Origin of the sequence: Paenibacillus sp. FSL E2-0178 (assembly GCF_038593005.1) — a bacterium.
Lineage (GTDB): Bacteria > Bacillota > Bacilli > Paenibacillales > Paenibacillaceae > Paenibacillus_AQ > Paenibacillus_AQ phytohabitans.
The window spans coordinates 4,486,339-4,509,846 of sequence record NZ_CP151953.1 but is presented as its reverse complement, the minus strand read 5'-3'; the positions used below and the strand labels follow the sequence as shown (position 1 = coordinate 4,509,846).

The 23,508-nt window shown below is 49.0% G+C and carries 14 protein-coding genes and 1 tRNA gene; 10 read left to right on the top strand and 5 right to left on the bottom strand.

Annotated features, from left to right (window positions below):
• Window positions 1-49: 49 nt before the first annotated feature.
• The gene (locus MHI42_RS19420; RefSeq protein WP_342420416.1) at window positions 50-2,431 is read right to left on the bottom strand and encodes a N,N'-diacetylchitobiose phosphorylase; all 2,382 of its coding nucleotides are present in this window, start codon (window positions 2,429-2,431) and stop codon (window positions 50-52) included.
• 372 nt (window positions 2,432-2,803) lie between these two features.
• Between MHI42_RS19420 and MHI42_RS19415 the strand changes: the two genes are divergently transcribed.
• The 4 genes from MHI42_RS19415 (at window position 2,804) to MHI42_RS19400 (ending at window position 11,188) form a co-directional block, all read left to right on the top strand.
• Complete coding sequence (locus MHI42_RS19415; RefSeq protein ID WP_342420415.1) at window positions 2,804-6,925, top strand: S-layer homology domain-containing protein; 4,122 nt, start codon at window positions 2,804-2,806, stop codon at window positions 6,923-6,925.
• A 162-nt stretch (window positions 6,926-7,087) separates the two neighbouring features.
• Window positions 7,088-7,810, top strand: coding sequence for a GntR family transcriptional regulator (locus tag MHI42_RS19410; RefSeq protein WP_042132808.1), 723 nt, complete (start codon window positions 7,088-7,090; stop codon window positions 7,808-7,810).
• A 314-nt stretch (window positions 7,811-8,124) separates the two neighbouring features.
• Window positions 8,125-10,509 (top strand): phosphoketolase family protein, encoded by a 2,385-nt coding sequence (locus tag MHI42_RS19405; protein ID WP_342420414.1) that lies wholly within the window; start codon window positions 8,125-8,127, stop codon window positions 10,507-10,509.
• 247 nt (window positions 10,510-10,756) lie between these two features.
• On the top strand, window positions 10,757-11,188 hold the full coding sequence (locus tag MHI42_RS19400) for a hypothetical protein (protein ID WP_342420413.1): 432 nt from the start codon (window positions 10,757-10,759) through the stop codon (window positions 11,186-11,188).
• A gap of 44 nt (window positions 11,189-11,232) precedes the next feature.
• On the opposite strand, the gene MHI42_RS19395 is transcribed toward MHI42_RS19400, so the two are convergent.
• Window positions 11,233-12,096 (bottom strand): TIGR03915 family putative DNA repair protein, encoded by an 864-nt coding sequence (locus MHI42_RS19395; protein WP_342420412.1) that lies wholly within the window; start codon window positions 12,094-12,096, stop codon window positions 11,233-11,235.
• Window positions 12,096-13,409: a putative DNA modification/repair radical SAM protein gene (locus tag MHI42_RS19390; RefSeq protein ID WP_342424769.1), complete on the bottom strand. Its 1,314-nt coding sequence runs from the start codon at window positions 13,407-13,409 to the stop codon at window positions 12,096-12,098. The genes MHI42_RS19395 and MHI42_RS19390 overlap by 1 nt, the downstream gene beginning before the upstream one ends.
• Window positions 13,410-13,603: 194 nt before the next feature.
• Between MHI42_RS19390 and MHI42_RS19385 the strand changes: the two genes are divergently transcribed.
• From MHI42_RS19385 to MHI42_RS19375, 3 genes are all read left to right on the top strand, one after another.
• Complete coding sequence (locus MHI42_RS19385) at window positions 13,604-13,795, top strand: hypothetical protein (RefSeq protein ID WP_039296893.1); 192 nt, start codon at window positions 13,604-13,606, stop codon at window positions 13,793-13,795.
• A gap of 690 nt (window positions 13,796-14,485) precedes the next feature.
• The gene (locus MHI42_RS19380) at window positions 14,486-17,272 is read left to right on the top strand and encodes a glycoside hydrolase family 3 C-terminal domain-containing protein (protein WP_342420411.1); all 2,787 of its coding nucleotides are present in this window, start codon (window positions 14,486-14,488) and stop codon (window positions 17,270-17,272) included.
• Between the two features lie 113 nt (window positions 17,273-17,385).
• Window positions 17,386-18,672 (top strand): glycoside hydrolase family 18 protein, encoded by a 1,287-nt coding sequence (locus MHI42_RS19375; RefSeq protein ID WP_342420410.1) that lies wholly within the window; start codon window positions 17,386-17,388, stop codon window positions 18,670-18,672.
• Window positions 18,673-18,785: 113 nt separating this feature from the next.
• Here the strand turns inward: MHI42_RS19375 and MHI42_RS19370 are convergent, their stop codons facing one another.
• Entirely contained in the window at window positions 18,786-19,169 is a 384-nt protein-coding gene (locus MHI42_RS19370) for a hypothetical protein (RefSeq protein ID WP_042132815.1), read from the bottom strand.
• Window positions 19,170-19,359: 190 nt separating this feature from the next.
• On the opposite strand from MHI42_RS19370, the gene MHI42_RS19365 reads away from it, so the two are divergent.
• Window positions 19,360-20,256 (top strand): GNAT family N-acetyltransferase, encoded by an 897-nt coding sequence (locus tag MHI42_RS19365; protein WP_342420409.1) that lies wholly within the window; start codon window positions 19,360-19,362, stop codon window positions 20,254-20,256.
• Window positions 20,257-20,329: 73 nt separating this feature from the next.
• Entirely contained in the window at window positions 20,330-21,235 is a 906-nt protein-coding gene (locus MHI42_RS19360) for an AraC family transcriptional regulator (protein ID WP_171716343.1), read from the top strand.
• A gap of 61 nt (window positions 21,236-21,296) precedes the next feature.
• On the opposite strand, the gene MHI42_RS19355 is transcribed toward MHI42_RS19360, so the two are convergent.
• Window positions 21,297-23,093, bottom strand: coding sequence for a helix-turn-helix transcriptional regulator (locus MHI42_RS19355; RefSeq protein ID WP_342420408.1), 1,797 nt, complete (start codon window positions 23,091-23,093; stop codon window positions 21,297-21,299).
• A 296-nt stretch (window positions 23,094-23,389) separates the two neighbouring features.
• Between MHI42_RS19355 and MHI42_RS19350 the strand changes: the two genes are divergently transcribed.
• Window positions 23,390-23,473, top strand: a tRNA-Leu gene (locus MHI42_RS19350).
• The last annotated feature ends 35 nt before the right edge of the window (window positions 23,474-23,508 follow it).

Below are 23,508 nucleotides of genomic sequence, written 5' to 3'. Positions count from 1 at the left end.
ACCGGTCCGCTCTCCTTGTCTATCCCTAAACGTTATTCCATAACAAACGTTAACCCATAACAACCAGCACATCATTCTCTGCCGCCAATTGGGTAACCGGAATCAGGTTGCCCTGAATTTCTTCGCCGTTAATGACGATATGCGATACTCCTTTTTGCACGCCGTTCTTGTTCTCAACCTGGATGTTCAGCTTCTTGCCGCGGAATTCCCGTACCATAGAGAATTCTGTCCAGTCGGAAGGGACGCACGGATTCAGGCGGAGGCCATCCTTCTGCGGCTGAACCCCCATAATGCCCTCTACCAGAGAGACCATAACGGTCGAGGCGGTGCCGGTGAGCCAGTGGACATGTGCCCGGCCCTGGTACGGGCTGTCTTTGGACTCTACGAACTGGCCATGTACGTAAGGCTCCAGCTTGCGGACTTCGGCTTGATCGTTCATGCTGGCCGGACTGCAGTTCAGGAAATACTCGAACGCGCGGTCGCCGTTGCCGATCATCGTCTCGGCCAGAATCAGCCAACCCTGCGGCTGGCTGAAGATCCCGCCGTTCTCCTTGGTGGAGGCGTTGAAGAGGGCCATTAGCGCTACAGGCAGACCGTATTTACGGAACGGCGGATAGAAAATCATAGAGCCGTAATCGGTCCGCAGATTCTCGTACACTTTATCCATAGAGAGCTTGGCCTGTTCCGGACGGGCAGCGCCGCTGAGTACCGCCCAGCTTTGCGGATTCAGCCAGATTTTGCCTTCATCGTTCTCCCAGGAGCCGATGGTATAGTTGTCTTCGGTGAACCCGCGGACGAACTGGTCATTTTCCCAGGCATGTTTTTGAATATTACCGTCCAGCTCTTCGAGCAGCGCCTGTGCCCACTCTACATCTTCCGGCTTGTTTTTATTCTGGGCAATTTCCATGAATACTTTGAAGCCCATGTAGAGCTGGAAGGCAACGAACAAAGACTCCCCTTTAGCTCCAAGCCGCAGACAGTCGTTCCAGTCGGCATGCAGCCCAACCGGCATCCCGTGTGCACCCATGCGGTCCAGGCTGAACTGCAGGGCCTGGCGCAGATGTCCATATACGGTATCCTCGCCTTTATCCGAATAAGGAACTACTTCATCCGTAAAGCCCCAGTTACCGCTTTCATTTAAGTATTTGATAACCGTCGGGAACAGCCACAGGGCGTCATCCGCACGATAATGGGGATGTCCGGTTTCCCGCACGTATTCCGGGTCGTCCGGTGTGCCTTCATGGCCTGGATTATGATCAAATTTGACGAGTGGCAGTCCGCCGCCATTGGAGACCTGGGCCGAAATCATCAGTCGTAGGCGCTCAAGGGCCATCTCATGATCCAGATGGATAATGCCTTGAATATCCTGCACGGTATCCCGGTAGCCGAGCCCGTTACGCAGACCGGAGTACTGGAAGGAGGCAGCACGCGACCAGATGAAGGTAATGAAGCACTGGTAAGCATTCCAGGTGTTGATCATATTGTTCAGATTGTCGCTCGGGGTCTGAACCTGGAAGCGGTTAAGCTTGCTGTGCCAGAACGCCTTCAGTTCTTCGAGCTCCTTCTCTACCACAGACAAATCTTTGTAGTGACTCAGAATCTCAGACGCACCCTGCTCATCATACTGTCCCAGCAGGAAGGCGACTTCTTTCTCTTCTCCCGGCTGCAGCTCCACATTGATCTGCAGGGCGCCGCAGGCATTGGTATTGTAGTTAAGTGAATTGGAACATTCGCCGTTCGCAACGGAAGCCGGGTTCCCATAGCTGCGGTAATCGCCCAGGAAGGTATCGCGGTCGCCGTCGTATCCGGTAACTTCCGCGCCGGCTGCGCCGAAGAATCTCCAGCTCTGCTCTTCGGGGATATTTTCGTTGATGACCTGAAGGATCATATTATTCTTATAGTAGGTGCGTGAGATAAACAGGGTGTACTGCAGGTTGACGGTATCCTGCTCGTAGTTGTTATTGTTGGTCAGTTCGGCAAATCCGAAGAGAGCCAGCTTCCGGGGTTTGGTGCCGTCATTACGCACCTTCATCCGCCATACCTCATAGGTTTTGTTCAGCGGCACATAGTATAACGATTCCGTATGGATGTTATCGTAATCCGAGACGATGTTCGTGTATCCGGTTCCATGATGGCATACCGATTGGTATTGTTCCAGATCTTTACCCACTGGCTGCCAGGAGCCGGACCAATAATCCCCGTTCTCCAGGTCTCTTACATAAATGTAGCGTCCCGGCTCGTCCTTAGAGTTGAAGTGGTAGCGGAGATGCCGTCCGTTGGCCCCGGACTTCACGAAGCTGTAGCCTCCGGCATTTCCTGAGATAATCGCGCCGTATTCCGGCGAGCCAAGATAGTTGGCCCAAGGGGCAGGTGTATTAGGCTTCGTGATGAGATACTCTTTGTTCTTTTCGTCAAAATGACCGTATTGCATAACCATTCCTCCTACAAAGTGGATGACAGGCAGGAGTGTAAACACGCGTTCACAAACGGTTGGAATTTCCCGCCCAATCTCATTATAAGACAGTTCCAGCCTACTAAGAAACCCTAATTTTTAGTGTAAAAAGCAAACAATATAATATTTTTATAGCTGTTTGTTATATTGAAACCGGGTAATCACAATGGATTTGATTATGGGATGGGAGTTTTTTTGTTATAGATACATTAGTTTAAGAAATGTTTTATTTTTAGACAGAAATGCTAAATATATTTACCTATTTCATAAAGCTAGAGCATAGAAAATTTTGGTATATTATCGTATGATCAAATTTGGTGAAAAACCAAAAATGTGTAAGGGGCGTCGTTCATGAAAAAAGGGAAGAATATTTTTGTTTTACTGCTAGTATTGCTTGTACTATTTAACACACTGAGGGTTGGGGCTCCAGCAGTCAGTGCGGATTCATCAACGGCGTCTCTGGAACTCTCCCTTCCTGCTAATTTGACAGACTGGATTTTGGACGAAGATGCGGGTTATATCTATGCGATTTCCAGCACAGAGAATAATCTGTATTTTATCCGGCTCAGTGATCTCAAGATCGAGAAAACGCTGAACGTAGGTTCTAACCCGTCTTATATTGCGAGGGATGGACATTCTTTGCAGGTTGTACTTTCCGGAGCAACGCTGGTCAAGACAGTTGAGCTCTCCACTCAACAAGTTTCGGATACGATTATTACAAACGGAATGCCTAACTCGGTAGCGGCTACTTCCAATTATCTGTTCTATAGTACTAATTTAGGGCAAATATATAAATATGATAAAAATACAAAAGAAAACAGCTTACTATTTTTTGATCCTTCTATGTACTCTGATGATTTAGCTTTAGCAGTTGATGAGCTGTCTAGCACCTTATATGTGGGACAGTTAACGTCATATGCAGGGATAACAGCGATTAACGCCGAGACGGGTGCAAAGCTTAGTGAAGACATTGATGATGATATGGAGATTGGAGGGAACGCTTACTCCATCAAACATATTTTTATTGATGAGCACTCTGTATATTTTGGGGGCCATCAGTTTAATAAACAGAATTTGAATGAGACGACAGGCACCTATGTTAGAGCAAATGATGATTATACATATCTGGAATCGGTTATATTGGGTATTTCAGATGCCTACGTCCTCACCACACAAGGAGTATATGATAAAAAGACGTATATGCCGCTGGCTCTTTTTCCAACAGATCAAAAGTTTGCCTTGCTCGATTCAAAAGGACATGCATATATTGCAGGGGTAGCCAATTGGTTTGATGATGCCAAAAAAATCACACGGATGGATATAACAATACCGCAAAGCACTACTGCATTCTTTACATCAGATTCTTACTCCGTTGGAAGCGATCAAACGATTACAGATTGGGCCACAACGGATAATTCTTCTTTTATTTATGCTATTGTGGCAAGCACCAATGAACTTGTAGTTATCAATAAGAGCAATATGAGCGTAGAACAGAAAATATTCATAGGTTCTAATCCAACTGGAATTAAAATCTTCAATAACAAAGCGTATATCATCTTTAAAGGTGAGAACCATATTACTGTGGTAGATTTACAGGATGGCATTCCCTCGGAAGCGGCAATTTCTAAAATTACTACGAAGCACTATCCGCTGGATGTCCTCCCTGATCACAATAATCGTATTCTGTATGATGGCGGAGTATTTGCTGGTGGTGTCAGTGTGACGTCAGCTGTTTACACCTCGGTTGCGGATGCAGTTTACAATGAAAAGACTACAGGAATTAGGAATCCGGACAGCTACATATTGGACCCGGATCAAGAGATTCTCTATGGAGCAGATAGCTTTTCTTTATATAAATATGACAGCCGGAATTTTGATATGAGTGAAAGAAATGACATACAAAGCGGATATTATGAATCCAAGCTCCTTCTTGATGACAACAATATTTATTTCGGCGGTAGAAGGTACGATGCAAGCAAACCTTCTATACTATACGGGACCTATCCGGAGAGGGTTATTTATGCGCGTGGTAATCTTGTATTCAGTCATAGGTCTGTTTACGAGAGGGATAGTTTTGCTAAAATTTCTGATTTGTTAATGTTTATCCAGCATGCGTATGTTGAACACGATCATACCATTTTCGTATCAACGGATAACCGGTTGTACAAATTTCATAGCTTTGAAGAACTGCAGACAGTCATGAATGAGACGCGTTTGCCTTCAAATGCTGTTTTCGTGGATGAAGATTTGACCGCAGGTAGGATTGGTGGATTATTGTATATTGAACCACCAGTTAATCAGGATGGTATTACAGGTTATGCTGCTTATTATCTTAATCAGAATGGAAGCAGGCTTAATCAATTAGGGATTTATAAGAAAGAAAGTTTGTCAAATGACTCACTTTTTGTTTTTGAAGTAAGCAATTCATCTCTACCCGCAGGAGTAGGCGGCATCGGGGTATATCCTGTTATCCGTAGTGACAATTACGGAAGTGACGGTACTTTTGATGTTCATGCAACGGCTCCGATCTATGATGCGCCAAATTATCTGGCGGTAGACTTTTCTGTTACAGATACGAATCCGGATAACAATATATTCGCGGGTACGGTTTCGTGGAAGTCCGGAATTGCAGAACTTCCGGGTGTCCGATATTCGTTGTACTTTATTGGTGAAGAAGGTGAGATTGGAGAGGGGCTTGCCTTGGTGAATGGCGGGGAGACGAGTTACTCCCTCACGATTCCTGCAACCAATGTTCCGGAGGAAGCTTTGGCGCTTGGTATTTTCATTGAGAATGATGATTTCAAATCACCATTTTATAGCATTGGAATACTGGAAGATAAAGTGACAGCGGATATTCCTGTATCGTCTATTACTGTACACAAATATCAGGTGAAGTCGGATGATATCGTTGTGAATAACCTGGCTGCTGGAGATATAATCCGTGTATATAATGAGAAGGAAACCTACTTGCTGGGTCATGGGATCGTTGAACCAAATAAGAATACTGTTACAATTTCTATTGTGAACCTTGGAAACCCCGGGCAGAAACTCCTTATAACCCGGCAAACACTCAATCGCATTGAAAGTATGGGAACTTTAGTCGTTATACCTGCTGTTATTAATGACAGCAACGGAGAAACTGGCGGCGGTGGAGGAACTGGCGGCGGTGGAGAAACTGGCGGCGGTGGAGGAACTGGCGGTAGTGGAGGAACTGGCGGCGGTGTTGTCAGCACGGCTCCCGTCTCTGCGGATGATGCCAAAATCGTAACCACAGTTAAAGAAAATACCGATGGAACACGATCGTCTATGACAGAAGTGACAGAGGCACTGATCTCCAAGGCACTGAACGATCCGGAATATAAGAAGAATCCGGCTATCACAATTAAGGCAGATGAAAAAACGGTAACTCAAAGCAGCCAATTCCAGATAGGTTTGAGTTCATTAACAAGTATTAATAATAACTCTAAGGATGCTGTGCTTATAATAGAGTCGTCATCCGGCAAGCTTCAGATTCCTGTGAATTCTTTATTCTCGGCTGTTTCCGGATACAGTGGTCCAGACCAGAAGGTCATCATTACGATTGCCCAAGCGGCAAGCGAATACAAGACCAAATTAACAGCACAATTGAGCGGCTCTACAAGTGTTATATTGGGAGGCCCTGTGGAGTATGAGGTCAAACTGGTTGGAGGCGGTCCAGATCGTGTTGTTTCCAGTTTTTCTGACTACGTAGGTCATATATTGAATTTCAACATAGTTCAAGATGCAAACGCTGTTTACTCGGGTTTAACCTTTGATCCAGTTACACAGGCTTACGTTCCGGTTCCGACCACCTGGGAGTGGAAGGATGGAGTTCTTCGGGTGACAATGAAACGCAAGGGGAATTCTGTATATACCGTTGTTCAGAATCATGCTCAGTTTAAAGATTTGAATAACAGCAATCCCTACAAAGACAGTATTTTAGCGTTAGCGAACCGGAGTGTAATTAACGGCTATGCTGATGGAAGCTTCAAAGCGGAAACGGTTGTAACCCGTGCTGAATTCGCAGCCATGCTTAATCGTGCTTTAGGAATTTTACCGAAACAGCAGGCTTCTAAAAGTTTTAAGGATGTTAAGGGTGGAGCCTGGTATGCATCACAGGTAAATGCAGCTGTCGACGCTGGCCTGATTAACGGCTTTACGGATGGTACTTTCCGGCCAACTCAAGAAATTACGCATCAAGAGATGATTATTATGCTGGTCAACGCTTCGAATAATGGTGTAATGAGCACAGGTGTAAATAAGTCCGCTTCGGCATCTGTTCCCGAAAATTTACCGGACTGGGCAAAACCTTATTATGTTATTGCCTTGGACCGTGGGATTCTGCCGGTAAACAGTCCATTCCAATTCCAGGCCGGTAAGAAAACTGAGCGTCAGGAAAGTGCAACATTACTCTACAATTTAATGAAGGTATTGAAGCTTACGAATGATTTGTAAATTCGGTGAAGGGCGGCATTTTTAAGCTTCCGCGCTTTATGGAGATCACAAAAAGGCGCCCTTAGGGGTGTCTTTTTAATTTCGGGTTTGAACGCTATCATTCACCCTAATATGATATATTTAATATTGAAGTTTAGGCTCGACCCGACGAAGGAGTACTACATGACACAATTTGTCTACAAGCAAATTATTGATGACCTCAAAATGAAGATTTTTGCGGGACGGTTTGCTGATATGAGATTGCCGGATGAGCGTAGTCTCAGTGAAACGTATCAGGTTAGCCGCAGTACAATTAAGCGTGCGCTGACCAAGATGGAGAGTTACGGCATAATTTTCAAGAAACGCGGATCGGGAACCTTTATTAACCCGCTGTACATAAAAAACGATTCGATTTTTAATTACGAGGGCTCTAATCTGGGGGTCTCCGACAACTTTCAAATGCATGGCAAGAAGCCGGAGATCAAAGTACTGAACTTCGAGGTTATCCGGCCAACAGAAGAGCTTCAGCGTGATTTGTTCTTGCAGCCCCATGATTTTGTATATAAAATTGTCCGCCTGCGCCTGTTTGATGAGGAGCCCTTTATGATTGAGACCGGATATATTCCGATTAAAATTGTACAGGATCTCGATATGGCGATTATCGAAGGATCGATCTTTCATTATCTGGAGGAGTCGCGCAATCTGGCGGTTACTAAATCTTTTTTATCTATTTTTGCCGAGCCTTCCCTGCCTAGTGATCAGGAATTGCTCCACTTGAAGGAGAATGAGCCTGTTGGAATCATGGAAGGGATCTTCTTCCTGGATAACGGGACGCCGTTTGAATTCTCGCATATGCGCTTCCATTACCAGTACCTGAAATTCAACACATTCGTGTCTGTTCATTAAGGAAACATCAGAATAATGTAATCACGCAAGGCCGGGATTTTGTTCCGGTCTTTTTAGTTTGTCCCAGGAAGTTCTAGAGGGAGATGGAGGTTGAAAAAAAGGATTGTGAAATAAATTACAATCTCATACATATTTATAAAAATTATCCTCATTTTATAACTAATTTGCTGCGAACTTCATACTATGTTCAAAATTTCACAATATTGGACCGTATCAATTGCTAAAAAGATTGAATTTATTAAAGCCAGGAGTATGATGTAACTGTAGAAGTGATACATTCAAAATACAAAGATAAAAATTAGGGAGTGGAAGAAATGGGATTATCAATCGCACAGGTGGATTATTCTTCTAAAACTTATTTGGCAAAGCTTGACGCCTACTGGCGCGCAACTAACTACATCTCCGTGGGTCAGCTCTATTTGAAGGATAATCCGTTGTTAAGAGAACCTTTGAAGGACGCAGACGTAAAAGTGAAGCCAATCGGACACTGGGGCACCATCCCTGGGCAGAACTTTATCTATGCGCATCTGAACCGCGTAATTACTAAATATGATTTGGATATGTTCTATATTGAAGGTCCGGGCCATGGCGGTCAGGTTATGGTATCGAACTCCTATCTGGACGGAAGTTACACTGAAATCTACCCGCAGATCACTCAGGATATCCCTGGACTGAAGAAATTGTTCAAACAGTTCTCCTTCCCGGGCGGAGTGGCTTCCCATGCTGCCCCAGAAACACCAGGATCGATTCATGAAGGCGGCGAGCTGGGTTACTCCTTGTCTCACAGTGTGGGCGCAGTTCTGGATAATCCGAACCTGATCTCGGCAGTTGTTGTAGGTGACGGCGAAGCAGAGACCGGACCTCTGGCGGCTTCCTGGTTCTCCAACCGGTTCATTAACCCGATTACAGATGGTGCGGTGCTGCCGATTCTGCATTTGAACGGCTTCAAGATCAGCAACCCGACCATTCTGTCCCGGATGTCGAGAGAAGAGTTAACGGCTTATTTTGCAGGAAGCGGCTGGGAACCGTTCTTCGTGGAAGGCGAGAATCCTGATCTGATGCATCCGGAAATGGCTAAGGTTCTGGACACCATTATTGAGAAGATTGAAGCGATTCAGAAGAATGCCCGTGAAAATAACGACACCACACGCCCTGCTTGGCCGATGCTCGTCTTCCGTACGCCTAAAGGCTGGACCGGTCCGAAAGCATGGGACGGCGTGCCGAATGAAGGCTCCTTCCGGGCCCATCAGGTGCCGATTCCGGTAGATCAGAAGAACATGAAGCATGCACCGGCATTGCTCGAATGGCTGAGCAGCTACAGACCTGAAGAATTATTTGATGAGAATGGCCGTTTGAACGCGGATCTGGCTGAGATTCTGCCTGTAGGCAACAGACGTATGGGGATGAACCCTGTAACGAACGCCGGTAACCTGATCAAAGATCTGCACAAGCCGAATTTCCGCAACTATGCACTGGATAATTCCGTACCGGGTCAAGTGATCGCGCAGGATATGGCGGTACTGGGCAAGTATCTGAAAGAGGTTGTAACGCTCAACGAAGAGAACCGCAACTTCCGGATCTTCGGACCGGATGAAACGATGTCGAACCGTCTGGGACCTGTGTTTGAAGTAACCAAACGCCAGTGGATGGATTCCATCAAGGAACCGCAGGATGAATTCCTGGCTCCTTATGGCCGTGTCATTGACTCCCAATTATCCGAGCATCAGGCGGAAGGCTTCCTGGAAGGATATGTATTAACCGGACGCCACGGCTTCTTTGCCAGCTATGAAGCGTTCCTGCGCGTTGTTGATTCGATGATTACCCAGCACTTCAAATGGCTGCGCAAGGCTACAGATCAAACCTGGCGCGCAGATATTCCATCCTTGAACGTTATTGCCACATCAACCGTGTTCCAGCAGGATCATAACGGTTACACTCACCAGGATCCGGGTCTGCTGGGTCACCTGGCTGATAAGAAGCCGGAATTTATCCGTGAGTATCTGCCGGCGGATGCCAATTCCCTGCTGGCTGTCTTCGACACTATTCTGAATGACCGTCAGAAGATCAACCTGATTGTATCGTCTAAGCACCCGCGTCCGCAGTGGTTCTCGGCAGATGAAGCTCAGGAACTGGTGGACAAAGGCCTCAAAATCATTGACTGGGCAAGCACCGACAAGGGCGGAGAGCCGGATGTGGTTATTGCTTCGTCGGGTACAGAACCTACTATGGAGAGCTTGGCTGCAATTTCGATTCTCCATGAGAAGCTGCCTGAGCTGAAAATCCGCTATATCAACGTGGTAGATCTGCTGAAGCTGAGAAGCCAGAAGCTCGATCCGCGCGGCTTATCTGACGAGGAGTTTGATCAATTTTTCACAAAGGATAAACCGGTCATTTTCGCCTTCCACGGCTATGAAGGCCTGATCAAAGACCTGTTCTTCGACCGCCACAACCATAACCTGCATGTACATGGCTACCGCGAGAATGGCGACATCACTACACCATTCGATATGCGTGTACTCAACCAGATGGACCGCTTCGACCTCACGAAGGAAGCTGTGCTGAGCTTGCCGGATGCCGGCAAATATCAGGCGATCGCTGACGAAATGGATGCTATGGTGAAGAAACATAACCAGTATATCCGTGAAGAAGGCATCGATCTTCCAGAGGTTGAGAACTGGGTATGGAAGGCTTTGAACTAATTAACGTTCAGACGTGTAATTTGAATTAATTATAGTAAGCTCTCAAGAGGGGAGTGCTCCGGGTAGTCATGAAGATGGCTGCGGGGCACTCTTTTTGTGCTGGATAATATGAAGATGCCGGGTAAGCTTATTTATGAGCGTTTTGTCAAAAAAACTGCTGGGCTCTCGAACGATTGGAACCTTTGACGAATGAAGGATTTACGGCGGTTTTTAGTCTATACTAGTGTAAAGTTAGACTACTAGTATTTTGGATAATCAGGAGGCTGCAGATGAAGAAAATGAATGGTTCATAGCTCCTCCTCTTCAGTTTGAGGTGTTAGAGCATGACCGCGTAATTGCCAAAGTGAAACTGGATTATATAAATCAAACGGTTGATGTCTGGCAAGATGATAAGGTTGAACCTGTTTTCTTGCCTTTTCCAGGTAAAACAAAGGTCCTTGTGGGCGATGTGCTGGACTATTTCGAGTCCCGCTGTGTACCGCGTACCCGGCATCACATCGATAAAATACTGCAATCCCTCGGACTGCAAGAATATGTTCCTACCGATATTGTGAAAAAGACGCATGGCGTTCTGTATGATGATTATGTATGGATTAGATTCTCTGATGAGGAGCTGAAATGTGCGGATGTCCATCCCCGTTATGCAAGTGAACAAGGAGTTCCGGCAAACCTTCGTTAGCAGTAGTAAAGGCGATCAAATGAAGTGGAAAATGGGATTATCCTTTAAGTATGAGTATTTGTTTGTCTGAGTGAAGCCGGGAGCGGGCCGATGGTCTTCGGCGGCTCCGGCTGTAACGCCTTCTTGCGCTGCGTATCGGCGAGTGCAGGGACGCCATTGCTGCCGTTCATCTCAACCATATGCTTCCAGTAACGCTTGGGCATCAGCGAGGAGCGCAGGCGGTCGTTGCGGCGCTCCTTGATTCCGATCGCGTGATAGAACCCTGTCCACAGGCGGCGATAAGCCTCTTCAGCTTCATCCGGCTCAGGCGGGGTCCAGCCGCTTAACGGAATGATAGCCTCCCGTCCGGGTTCATGAATCAGCGCTACTTCATGAGTCTGGTCGTAGATCATGAAGCTCTCGCCCTGGAACCGGTCGCAGAAATGCTCCTGAATGACCGGAAGGATATATCCCTGCGGCTCAATGACAGCAGCCATGACCGGACCGTATACGGAGAAACGGACAAAACCCAGATACAGGTGACCTTCCCGCCGAAGCTGCTGAACCGCCTTCTGTAAGGCGTGTACCGTATCATCGGCCAGCATATTCATCACCTTGCGGCCATGCTTGAAGCCGAGATACAGAAAATTCAGCAGCAGCAGTTCCTTCCCCGGTGTGTTTGACCAAAACCCTAGACGGACCAGTTCCTCCGCTTCCGGAGAGATGCGGAGCGGAATGGATTTAAGGACTCTCTCCGCCTTCGCCTTGTCGGTTTCGATCCACTTCGATTCCAGCAGCAGGCCTTGCTCCGCACCTTCTGAATGAACAGCAAGCGGAATTTCCTTCCAGGTATAGCTCTCAAATACACAGCACAGCAACCCTTCAAAGCTGCCATCATAGGTATAAGCCAGAGCGGACGGCTTGAACATCAGGCTTCCGCTCCTTTCTTGAACCCTGCCCATCCTTCTGCTGCCGGCAAGGCAGCCAGGTTATGGTCGTCGAACAGCGTCATCTGCTCGTATTGCGGGGGCTGGAAGGGGGCCAGCTGTTGGCCGGACATTAGTGAACGAAGCAGCGTATGTTCACTGACTTTGAGTCCTTCCAGCGGTTTGCCCTTGCAGGTGATGAAGAATTGGGCACGCTTGAGCACGACACCCAGCTTCTTGAGTGCCTGGAAATCCAGGGTTCCTGCCCGTCTTGCCTTGACTATCCGCTGTGCGCTCCTTACGCCGATACCGGGTACACGCAGCAGCATTTCATACGGTGCGCGGTTGATCTCAACCGGGAACTGCTCCCGGTGGTTAACGGCCCAGCTGCATTTCGGATCAAGCAACGGATTGAAGTTGGGTACGGCTTCGTCCAATAATTCGCTTGCCTGAAAGCCGTAGAAGCGCAGCAGCCAATCAGCCTGATAGAGACGGTGCTCCCGCAGCAGCGGGGGCTTGGTGTCCAGCGAAGGCAGCAGCGAATCCTCGATCACCGGGGTATAGGCAGAGAAAAACACGCGCTTCAAGGCGTATTTCCGGTACAAGCCTTCCGTCAGATTCAGAATCTGGTAATCCGTATCGGGCGAGGCGCCCACAATCATCTGTGTGCTCTGGCCGGCGGGAGCGAAGCGGGGAGCGTGATTATATTTGACGATATCGGAGCGGTTCTCCTTGATCCTATCTTTAATCAGTCCCATCGGCTTGAGGATGGAAATCTTGCTCTTGTCGGGAGCGAGTACCCCGAGACTCTCCTGCGAAGGCAGCTCGATATTGACGCTCATGCGGTCAGCGAGCAGTCCGAGTCTGGACAGCAGGGCGTCGTCAGCTCCGGGAATCGCTTTTACATGAATATAGCCGTTGAAGTGATACACATTCCGCAGCAGCTCCAGTGCCGCTATCAATTGCTCGGTTGTATAATCCGGATTGCGCATAATCCCTGAGCTGAGGAACAGCCCTTCTATGTAATTGCGGCGGTAGAATTGCATGGTAAGGTCCGCGATCTCTTCGGGTGTAAAAGCCGCCCGGCGGACGGGATTGGATTTGCGGTTGACACAATAGGCACAATCATAGACACAGGCGTTGGTCATAAGCACCTTCAGCAGTGAAATACAGCGGCCGTCCGCCGCGAAGCTGTGGCAGATGCCCATAGCAGTCGTATTGCCCAAGCTCCCGGCCTGGCCTTTGCGGTCCGAACCGCTTGAAGTGCAGGCTACATCATATTTCGCTGAAGCGGTCAGAATCTCAAGTTTCTCCATAACATCCACGGTCACAATCCCCCTCATAGAGGAAAGTATATAACGAACGTATGTTCTTGTCAAAGACATCTCTATGTGCCGGTTACCCGTGCAGAATGTATGCGCATTCCTTATTATGCTATAATAGTTTTTAATGGTTCATAGCATTTAGAACTGTACTGTTTCTGAAAATTGGGTTAGGAGTGTTGCTGGGAATGAGAGGATACAACATTTGGCGGCCAATCATGCTGATTGCGGTTGCGTTGCTTACGAGAACCTTGGTTTCAAGTATTTGTCTGATGTTTGGAATGTCGCAGGAATCGGCAAGCAGCGTCGCCATGCTTGGTATGGTTGTTGCCGCTCTTGTAATGTATAACCGTATGATGAAGAGCCGCCGCCGCAAATAAATAGAAGGTCCGTAAGTTCCCCGGGTGAAACAAATCGTATGCGAGAACATTTGAAGACACCCGCACAGGTGTCTTTTTTCATGGGTTGGGAAATCACACCATTCCCCAAACCTTAGATGGAAACAGCATTGGAGGGGAGGGCTGCGGCGGCTAGAAATAGATGGATTTTGTCCACTTGCTAATGAACGTAAGAGCCTTTGCCAAGCAACAGTTGGAAAAACAGCACTTAATAGGCTACAAATAGATCAGAGTCGAGATAATGCAACAGAATAAATGACGTTTATCCATTTAATTACTTCTAACTCCCGAAAAAACCTAAATTAGGATACGTTTTTCCAATTAATTATGCGGAATGCATGATACCCCTATGACCACCATTGTATGCCATTACTAATTTCATTGGGGAATTTTGCCGGCAACGGTGATCAAGAACTAATCTAATGTAGTAAGGTGCTCATTCGCTCTCCGGGCGATTTTGTTCTTAAGAGGGGTTCCGGGCGAAGAGAATGCGGCTGCCCGGTTTTGCTTTTTAAGCTGCAGAGCTTGTATATTAGGGCTGTAGCTTTTATTCTTAGAAGGATATGCTATATAAATAACAACAAAGGTTCAAGATATCGTGAATCCCGTAAGGGAGGGTGCTATCTATAGAATCAATACACGTTGGGAAACGAACAAACAGGAGGAAACCAATTGAGTACACAGAATATCGGAGTGCCGTTAGAGGGTTTTGCAGAATTTAGCCGGGTAGTAGCCGCAGAGGGCACGGTGTTGCTTAAGAATGAGGGGCAGGTGCTTCCGCTTGGAAACGGCGAGAGCGTTGCCATTTTTGGCAGAATACAAGTGAATTACTACCGCAGCGGTACAGGATCAGGCGGAAGTGTTCATGTTGCATATACGACTAACCTGCTCGACGGTCTGCGCAGCAAGAAGAACATCAGTGTTAATGAAGAACTGGCAGCAGCTTACGAGGAATGGATCGGACTTAACCCGTTTGACGACGGCGGAAAAGTATGGGCGGCTGAGCCGTGGAACCAGAAGGAAATGCCGCTTACGGATGAGCTGGTGAAGAAAGCAAGAAGCCAGTCGGCCAAGGCTGTCGTAGTGATTGGACGTACCGCCGGTGAGGATCAGGACAATGCCGATGCACCGGGAAGCTACCGGTTGACGGAAGATGAGAAGGCTATGCTTACGCAGGTTACGGCTCATTTTGAACAGACTGTTGTTGTGCTTAATGTCTCCAATATTATGGATATGAGCTGGGTTAACGATGCCGGATATGTACATCCCATCTCTGCTGTGATCTATTCCTGGCATGGCGGTATGGAAGGCGGCAATGCGATTGCCGATGTACTGGCCGGAGAGGTGACGCCAAGCGGCAAGCTGACGGATACGATCGCGTATTCCATTGAGGATTACCCGTCCACAAGCAACTACGGCAATGAGTTCAAGAACCTGTATGAGGAAGATATCTATGTAGGATACCGTTATTTCGAGACCTTCTGTCCGGATAAGGTTCAGTATGAATTCGGCTATGGCATCTCCTACACCACCTTTGAGCTTGCGCCGGAGGAAGCGAAGCTGGTGGACCAGGTGGGTGAACCACAGATTCAGATCGGTGTAACTGTAACCAACACAGGAGATACCTACTCCGGTAAAGAAGTGGTGCAGGTATATTATGAAGCGCCGCAGGGACAGCTGGGTAAACCAGCCAAAGCGCTGGCGGCATTCGGGAAGACTAAGCTGCTTGAGCCGGGAGAATCCCAGCATCTTACAGTAAGCTTCCCGCCCCATTCCCTGGCTTCGTATGATGACGCCGGAGTGACCGGGCATCCTTCCGCTTATGTACTGGAAGCTGGAACCTACCGCTTCTACGTGGGAACCAGTGTTAAAGCCGTGACGGAAGTTAACGTAGATGGACAAGCAGGTTATGTTCTGGATGAGCTTAAGGTTGTAGAGCAGCTGCAAGAGGCGATGGCACCGACTGAGAGCTTCAAGAGAATGAAGCCGGGGGCCCGGAAGGAAGACGGTTCTTATGAACTGATCTCTGCTGAGGTGCCGGTACGCAAGGTAGATATGGCAGCGCGGATTGAAAGCAATCTTCCGGAGACACTGGTACAGACCGGCAATCAGGGCCACACCTTGAGAGATGTTCATGAAGGCAAAGTCAGCATGAATACGTTCATTGCCCAGCTCAGTGACCATGATCTGGCGGCGATTGTCAGAGGCGAAGGAATGAGCAGCCCGTTGGTTACGCCGGGTACGGCTTCGGCTTTCGGCGGAGTCAGCGACAGCCTGTTCAGTTACGGTATTCCGGTTGCCGCTACAGCAGACGGCCCGTCCGGTATCCGGATGGACAGCGGACAGAAGGCAACCCAGGTATCGATTGGCACCCTGCTTGCTGCTACATGGAATGCAGAACTGGTTGAAGAGCTGTATGTTATGGAAGGCCAGGAATTATTGCGCAACCAGGTGGATGCATTACTGGGACCGGGTCTTAATATCCGCCGCAGTCCGCTGAACGGGCGTAACTTCGAATATTTCTCTGAAGACCCGCTGATCTCAGGGATCTTCGCTGCCGCATGCACGCGCGGTATTATGAAGGGCGGCTCCAATGCCACGCTGAAGCACTTCGCCTGCAACAACCAGGAGAAGCACCGCAGCAAAGTGGATGCTGTCGTATCCGAACGCGCGCTGCGCGAGATTTACCTGAAGGGCTTCGAAATTGCTGTGAAGCAGGGCGGTGCGAATTCGATCATGACCTCCTATAATCCGGTCAACGGACACTGGGCAGCTTCTAACTATGATCTGAATACCACGCTGCTGCGCGGTGAATGGGGCTTCCGGGGGATTGTAATGACCGACTGGTGGGCAATCATGAATGATGTCGTGAATGGAGGCGCTGCGGACCGCAAGAACACGAACTGGATGGTCCGGGCACAGAACGATCTGTACATGGTAGTATCCAATTATGGTGCGGAAGTCAACGCCTATGATGACAATACGCTCGAATCATTGGAGAATGGAACACTTACCCGTGGCGAGCTTCAGCGCTCGGCCATCAACATTTGCGAATTCATCATGCTGGCACCGGTCTTCTCCAGAAAGCATGAGATTGTAGAAGCTGTCGAGACCTTTAAGGCAGACTCTTCCCTGGTGGCTGAGCAGGTTCAGGTGTTGAGCCAGAACGCACAGATTGCACCAAGTGTGTCTGGACCAACCTATATCCAGGCGGATGAAGCTGGTGAGTACCGGATCTTCGTCAGCATCATGTCTCCGGAACCCGAGCTTGCCCAAAGCGCCTGCAACGTGACCCTGAACGGACAGCCAGTGACCACCATTCAGACGAACGGGACAGAAGGCAAATGGATCAGACAGAAGCTGGTCAAGATCGGACTTGAAGCCGGTCTGTATGAAATGAAGCTGGACTTCGTCAAACCGGGTCTGGAAATTGAGTGGATTGAATTCAAACAGGTGTAACAGCTTTTAATTTCAGGACACCCTCCGGGGTGTCTTTTTGCGTCCGCATACCTGCAGCACTGCCGAATAAAATAGGGGTATAACTGCTACTATGAAGGGGTGAGCATGGAAAGATGCAAATACATGTGGTGCAGCCTGGACAGACGCTGTATGGGATCGCTGATGCGTATGGCGTGAACATGGATACGATAACTGAGGCGAATCAGTTGTCTGCGCCAGGGAGACTGGTCATTGGACAAACGCTGGTGATTCCTATCGTAGGCCAGTATTATTGGGTTCAACAGGGGGATAGCTTCTATAGTATCGCGAAGAGATTCGGCCTGAAGGCCAGCGAGCTGGCGGAAGTGAACGGGCTGACGCTGAACCAGCCGCTGCAGGCCGGGTTCCGCCTGTACATACCTCCTGTGCCAAGGCGGCAGGCAGAAGTGAATGCCTATATTGAGCCGAGAGGGGAAGCGGTCTCCCAGGCGCTGCAGAATGCTGCCGCAGAAGCTGCCCCTGAGCTTACGTATCTGGCTCCGTTTAGTTTCCGGATTAAGCGGGACGGCTCGCTGCAGGCTCCGCCGCTGGATAATCTGGCTTCAATCGCGGCGCAGAACCGGGTCACGCTGATGCTGGTTGTCACGAATCTGGAGGATGCCCAGTTCAGCTCGGAGCTGGGACGGATTATACTGAATGATGTTGCGGTGCAGGACCGGCTGCTGGAGAACATTGTGACAGAGGCGAAGCGGCTGAATTTCAGAGATATCCACTTTGATCTGGAATTCCTCCGGCCGGAGGACCGCGAGGCGTATAATGCCTTTTTGCGCAAAGCAGCGGACATCATTCACAAGGAGGGCTTCCTGTTGTCTACCGCACTTGCACCCAAAACCAGTGCCTCCCAAACCGGGGCCTGGTATACGGCACATGACTATAAAGTGCATGGCCAGGTTGCTGATTTTGTCATTATTATGACCTACGAATGGGGATACAGCGGAGGTCCGGCGATGGCCGTTTCACCTATAGGTCCGGTGCGTCAGGTGCTGACGTATGCGGCCAGTGAAATTCCCCCCGGCAAAATTATGATGGGCCAGAATCTGTACGGCTACGATTGGACTTTGCCTTATGTGGCTGGCGGAGAGTATGCCAAAGCACTTAGCCCGCAGGCGGCAATTGATCTGGCGAGGAACAGGAATGCCGCCATTCAGTACGACTATAAAGCCCAGGCTCCGCATTTCGATTACACCGATGACGCAGGACGGCAGCATAAGGTATGGTTCGAAGATGCCCGCTCGATTCAGGCCAAGTTCGACTTGATCAAGGAGCTGGATCTCCTGGGCATCAGCTATTGGAAGCTTGGGCTGCCTTTTCCGCAGAATTGGCTGTTAATAGAAGATAACTTCAATGTGGTCAAAAAATAAACCGGCAACGTCCCCCTTTTTGGCAGAAAAGCAGCTGAAAAAGAAACGGCTGGCGCCCTCAATAGGAGTGCACAGCCGTTTCTGCTTATGCCGCTGCTTATACCGTTACAGCGTTAGCCCATCAAGCCCTTGAGACCGCCCAGGAAGGGCCGGATCGACTTAATCATATTGTAGCCCATCTTCATGACAGGCATCGCCTTCTGCACCATTCCGAACATCCCCATGAATTTCCCCAGACCTCCGATACCGGCAGCTCCGCCTGCCCCGCCCATGAACGATCCGAGTAAAGGCATGAAGCCGGAGACATCTGCTTTCCGGGCACCTGAAGACGATTTCCGTTTAGACTTATGATGTGTGCTTGTTCTGGAGAGGATTACTGCTTCTTTATTAAGGTCTGTTATCCATCCTACATATGAACGTCCATCATGCAAAGTAATGCAGACCGGCCGGCCCTTCAACTGCTGCGCCCGCTTGCGGATTTTTGTTGAATTTGCCATTCGTCACTCACCTCATTGTTCTATTTACTATATTTTACTCAGAACCTGGAAGGCGGCTTGTGCGGGTATGGAGTTTTCCCGGAAATAAATTGAACAACCATGTGCTGTATTTTCCATAAAAATATCGTAATATCAATATGTAGTGGTATAATCTGCCATTTCTATATTCTAATCCAAGGAGGAGAGCCGTTTGACAAACATCCGGAATCTGGCGGCATTTATCTGTGCCCGTAATTCGGAAAGCCAGCAATGCGGGTACGTGGGCAGCACACTTGATGATATTCTTCATGACCTGAGTGACGGTATGGCAGAATCAAGCCTCGTGTTATATGAGGGAGAAGAAATCACGGGCGCAATTATATTGGACACCTATGACGTAGGCGGTGGACAAGAGGATATAGAAGTGTGGGGACCCTATTATTCCGCCCGCCACGAGGATGAACTCCAGCTGTTATTCAGGTATCTGAGCGAAGCCGCCGACTCAGCGGCGATCCGGTATATCCACTTGTTCACCCGTGAGGATAATGTTCCCCTGATTAAATATGCCGCCCGCTATCGTACCGAAAAGGTAAGAACCCATTATCATTATTCGATGGATACTGATTTACCGCTTAATAGCAGCAGTTACGGGGACCTGTCCATTGTGCCCGTCACAGAGCCTGAGTCGGAGTGGCTGGATCAGATTATTGAACTGCATAATCAAGGCTTCCAGGGAGCTACTCTGACACAAGAGGATATCACAGCGGAAATAGAGGATAGCGGCAACAGTGATTATGATATCTACGCCGTTCTTAACGAGGGTTCTGTCATAGGATACATAATTGTTAGAAGAAATGCTCTGACCGGTATCCTCCATCTGGAGTACATCTGTATCCGCCCTGAAGAGAGAAGCCGGGGAACGGGCAGGAAGTTGATTGCCTATCTGGCGGAGACCTATAGAGGTCTGGGTTATACGCGCATCGGGCTGGATGTCAGCGAGGAGAATGAAGCAGCGGTCCGCTTCTATGATAAGAACGGGTTCAGCAGGGATAGTGTAATGAAGCATATCATTATTAACGGGAGGATGGAGCCGGCGGTGCTGGCGTAAGGACAGTGCAATTCAGATCAAATATGGAGAAATGCTCTTTGTTATGATTCTTGATGAAAGGAGGGGAACATCATTGTACGAATGGAACGAGATGGTTCAGCTCATGATTGACTGGATCGAAGAAGACCTTGCGGCTTCGCCCACGCTGCTGAAGATGTCTGAACAGCTGGGATATTCGCCGTATTATTGCACCAAGCAGTTTCATGCTCTGACCGGGATGACGCTGCGGGATTACATCTGGCAGCGCAGAATCGGCCGGGCGGCCCTGGAGCTGAGGGATACGGATACGCGGATACTCGATATTGCCGTGAAGTTCGGCTTTTCTTCACAGGAGGCATTCTCGCGGGCGTTTCTTAGAGCCTTCAAGATCACTCCCCATGCCTACCGCAAAGCCCCGCGGCCGATTCCGCTCGCCATTCGGGCCGAGGTGTTCTCCCCTTATCATTATCTGATCAGGGAGCGGGATAGAATGAGACAAGTGCATTTGCAGGAAGCAGAGATCAAGCTTGAGTTCATACCGGCGCATAAATTCATCGGCATCCGGGATATCGACTCGAAGAATTACGGAGGGTTCTGGGAGAACGGGCATGACTGCGATGAGGTCTCCGGAACGCTGGAGAGCATGTCTCATCACACGCTTCCAGGGCAGCTGGGCCAGACGGCAGGCTGGTTCTATCAGGATGGGCGCAAGGGTTACCTGTACGGCATTCCTGTTGCAGCAGACTATGATGGTGAAATACCGGAGGGCATGGAGTGCCGTGATGTGCCGGAATCGGAGTATCTGGTCTTTTTTCACCCGCCGTTTGATTATTTGCAGGACAATGGGCAGGTGATGCGCATCGTAGAGGAAGTGGCCTGGAATTATGATCCGGCGGCCATGGGCTATGCATGGGACGAAGAGGTCAAGCAGGACTATCAGCGCCATTTCCCCGAAGGGTACGGGTATGCGGTGCTGCGGCCGGTCCGTAAATTGGCTTAATTCGCGGGCTGCCGCCCAAACAAGGAGAAGCGCCCAGCGCTTCTCCTTGAGCCATTTCAGTTCAATCCTCTGTTATGCCAAGCACTGTCTCTGCAAGTGTATCTCCCCGGCGCTCCAATGACGCTACCAGCGTCAGTAGCTCTGCCTGCTTTTCCCGTTGCCGGGCCGTCCAGCTAAGTCGGGGTGAGGCTCCTGTCTTCCGGACTACAGCAGGATCGGCAAGATTCTTATAAAAGTCTTCGAGCAGAGCAGCCATTTCAGCATATACCCCGGCCATTTCCGACAAGGCTGTCAGCTCACGCGGATCCTGCACCAGAGGCAGAGATTCCTGCAAATAGGCGGCGGCACTTCTTCTGGCATCGGCCAGCGCCATCATGCAGAAGTGGTTGACTGAGAGCCTGCGGCTGTACGCTTCATCCTCCGCTGCAGCATACCACTGATGGTCCAGTAGTCCCTCGCTCCATACTTCCAGAGCCTTGTAGCCGGCTGTATAACAGCTATTGCCTTCGGACTCCATATGCATAGAATCCAGCTTAATCCGAAGGGAAGCATACAGATTATCCAATGCAGAAGGGAGCATGGTCTGTTCGCCAAGACGGATAATCTTATAGGGCCAATGATCGACATGAAGGTAACCCTTGCTTACCTCCATATACATCTGGAATTCGGAGTCTGCTTCAAGCGCTTCAAAGGTCTCATCGTCAAAATAACTCCGGCACAGCAGGGTCAGTCCATCCTCCAAATATCCAGTAATCACTCCCCATTCAGGTGCCACCCTGAGATTAATGGCTATTGGCAGCCTGCCTGCACGAATATCCTCGAGAATCGCCAGCTTCTCGGCTGCGCGCTGCTGCGGCTCAAGCCGGTTGGCCTGGATGGCGTGTATTCCATAAGCTGTGCAGGCTGGCACGGAGTAGTCATAGACGACTAGCGCATCCGCAGAGCTGTAATCCCACACCGGTTCAAAGGCGGCCCTCCAGCATGCTCCTGAATAGCCCATAACCCGCTCATAGGTTGTCTCTATCCCTCTGGCGGCAAGTGAGAGCGTCATTGCTCCTGCCCAGGAGCAGTCCATCCCCCGGCCGAATCCCAGCCGGCTGATTCCCTCTACAATGCACTGCCGATCGGCAGGATCACTTTGGCAGAGAGAGGCCCGGTCCGGACTGTAATGAATCTGTTCGCCTTCTGCACAGCTAATAGCATGAATGCCATGACCATTCAGGTAAACCAGCAGCAGGTAGTCATTGTCTTCATTGTCAATCAGACTCGGAAACAGCTCATGCGAGGCGGTGAAAGAATTCCACCGGAAGTGCTCATAATGCTTCATTTTCTGTAAGACGCTGCGGTTCGCCTGTTCATTACCGTAATTGGCTTCAAGAATCTGTAGCTCATTGCCGCCGGAGACATAGCCGGTAGAATGAACATCTATCACCAAAAGCTGGTCCTTCAGCACATAAGTTGAATAGATTCCCGCTGGGGTCTCATAGGTAACGAGCAGCAGCTTTAGACGGTCACCCGCTAAAGATTGGGGAAAGACCTGATCCCCGGCAATTAAGCTTAGGTGGTTCGAGGTAACAAATTGATTCACGAAATGAGTAACATCCAGCTCCTGCCGGCCATCCGTGTAGATGGCTGAGAGTACCACAAGCTCTTGAGGCAGCAGAATGCTGTCGATCGAGTGACTTAATGCAGCGGATAGCAGGGGGAGGGTCGCCGTCTCCGGCAGGGATTTACCGGTTTCCCATTTGGACACCGCCTGGGTGCTGACATGCAGCTGCTGCGCTAATTGTTCCTGTGACAAGCCTTTTGTTCTCCGGAGCGTGGCAATCCTTTGTCCAACCTTTTCGCTACTAACCATACAAAGTACAACTCCTATAATGGATTTCGACGTCGTAACTCTATTATAATCTGAACTCCTGATATGACCATTTATTGGAGTATAGGCCCGGAGATGGAAAAATCAACTGCAGGTTGATGCACACGGTTTTTTCGGATGCCTGCCGGATGCTACTGTTAAAGTACTCTGTTCCTGATTTCCGCTTTATTCAGAATATCCTCCTATGATAAATATCTTGAACAAAAAAATAAAAAACTCTTGTTCTTCCGGCGAAATCATGATATATTAATTCTTGCATTGCATTGAATCTTTTCTTTGCGGTCATGGCGGAATTGGCAGACGCGCTGGCTTCAGGTGCCAGTGATAGCAATATCGTGGAGGTTCGAGTCCTCTTGACCGCATACAGCTTTATACGTAGTGCAAGCGAAAGCTCTTC

Excerpts from the sequence above, each read along its gene's own strand:
- MHI42_RS19420 (WP_342420416.1), bottom strand. The coding sequence starts at position 2,431 with ATGCAATACGGTCATTTTGACGAAAAGAACAAAGAGTATCTCATCACG.
- MHI42_RS19415 (WP_342420415.1), top strand. The coding sequence starts at position 2,804 with ATGAAAAAAGGGAAGAATATTTTTGTTTTACTGCTAGTATTGCTTGTA.
- MHI42_RS19410 (WP_042132808.1), top strand. The coding sequence starts at position 7,088 with ATGACACAATTTGTCTACAAGCAAATTATTGATGACCTCAAAATGAAG.
- MHI42_RS19405 (WP_342420414.1), top strand. The coding sequence starts at position 8,125 with ATGGGATTATCAATCGCACAGGTGGATTATTCTTCTAAAACTTATTTG.
- MHI42_RS19395 (WP_342420412.1), bottom strand. The coding sequence starts at position 12,096 with ATGTTCAAGCCGTCCGCTCTGGCTTATACCTATGATGGCAGCTTTGAA.
- MHI42_RS19390 (WP_342424769.1), bottom strand. The coding sequence starts at position 13,409 with ATGGAGAAACTTGAGATTCTGACCGCTTCAGCGAAATATGATGTAGCC.
- MHI42_RS19385 (WP_039296893.1), top strand. The coding sequence starts at position 13,604 with ATGAGAGGATACAACATTTGGCGGCCAATCATGCTGATTGCGGTTGCG.
- MHI42_RS19375 (WP_342420410.1), top strand. The coding sequence starts at position 17,386 with ATGCAAATACATGTGGTGCAGCCTGGACAGACGCTGTATGGGATCGCT.
- MHI42_RS19370 (WP_042132815.1), bottom strand. The coding sequence starts at position 19,169 with ATGGCAAATTCAACAAAAATCCGCAAGCGGGCGCAGCAGTTGAAGGGC.
- MHI42_RS19355 (WP_342420408.1), bottom strand. The coding sequence starts at position 23,093 with ATGGTTAGTAGCGAAAAGGTTGGACAAAGGATTGCCACGCTCCGGAGA.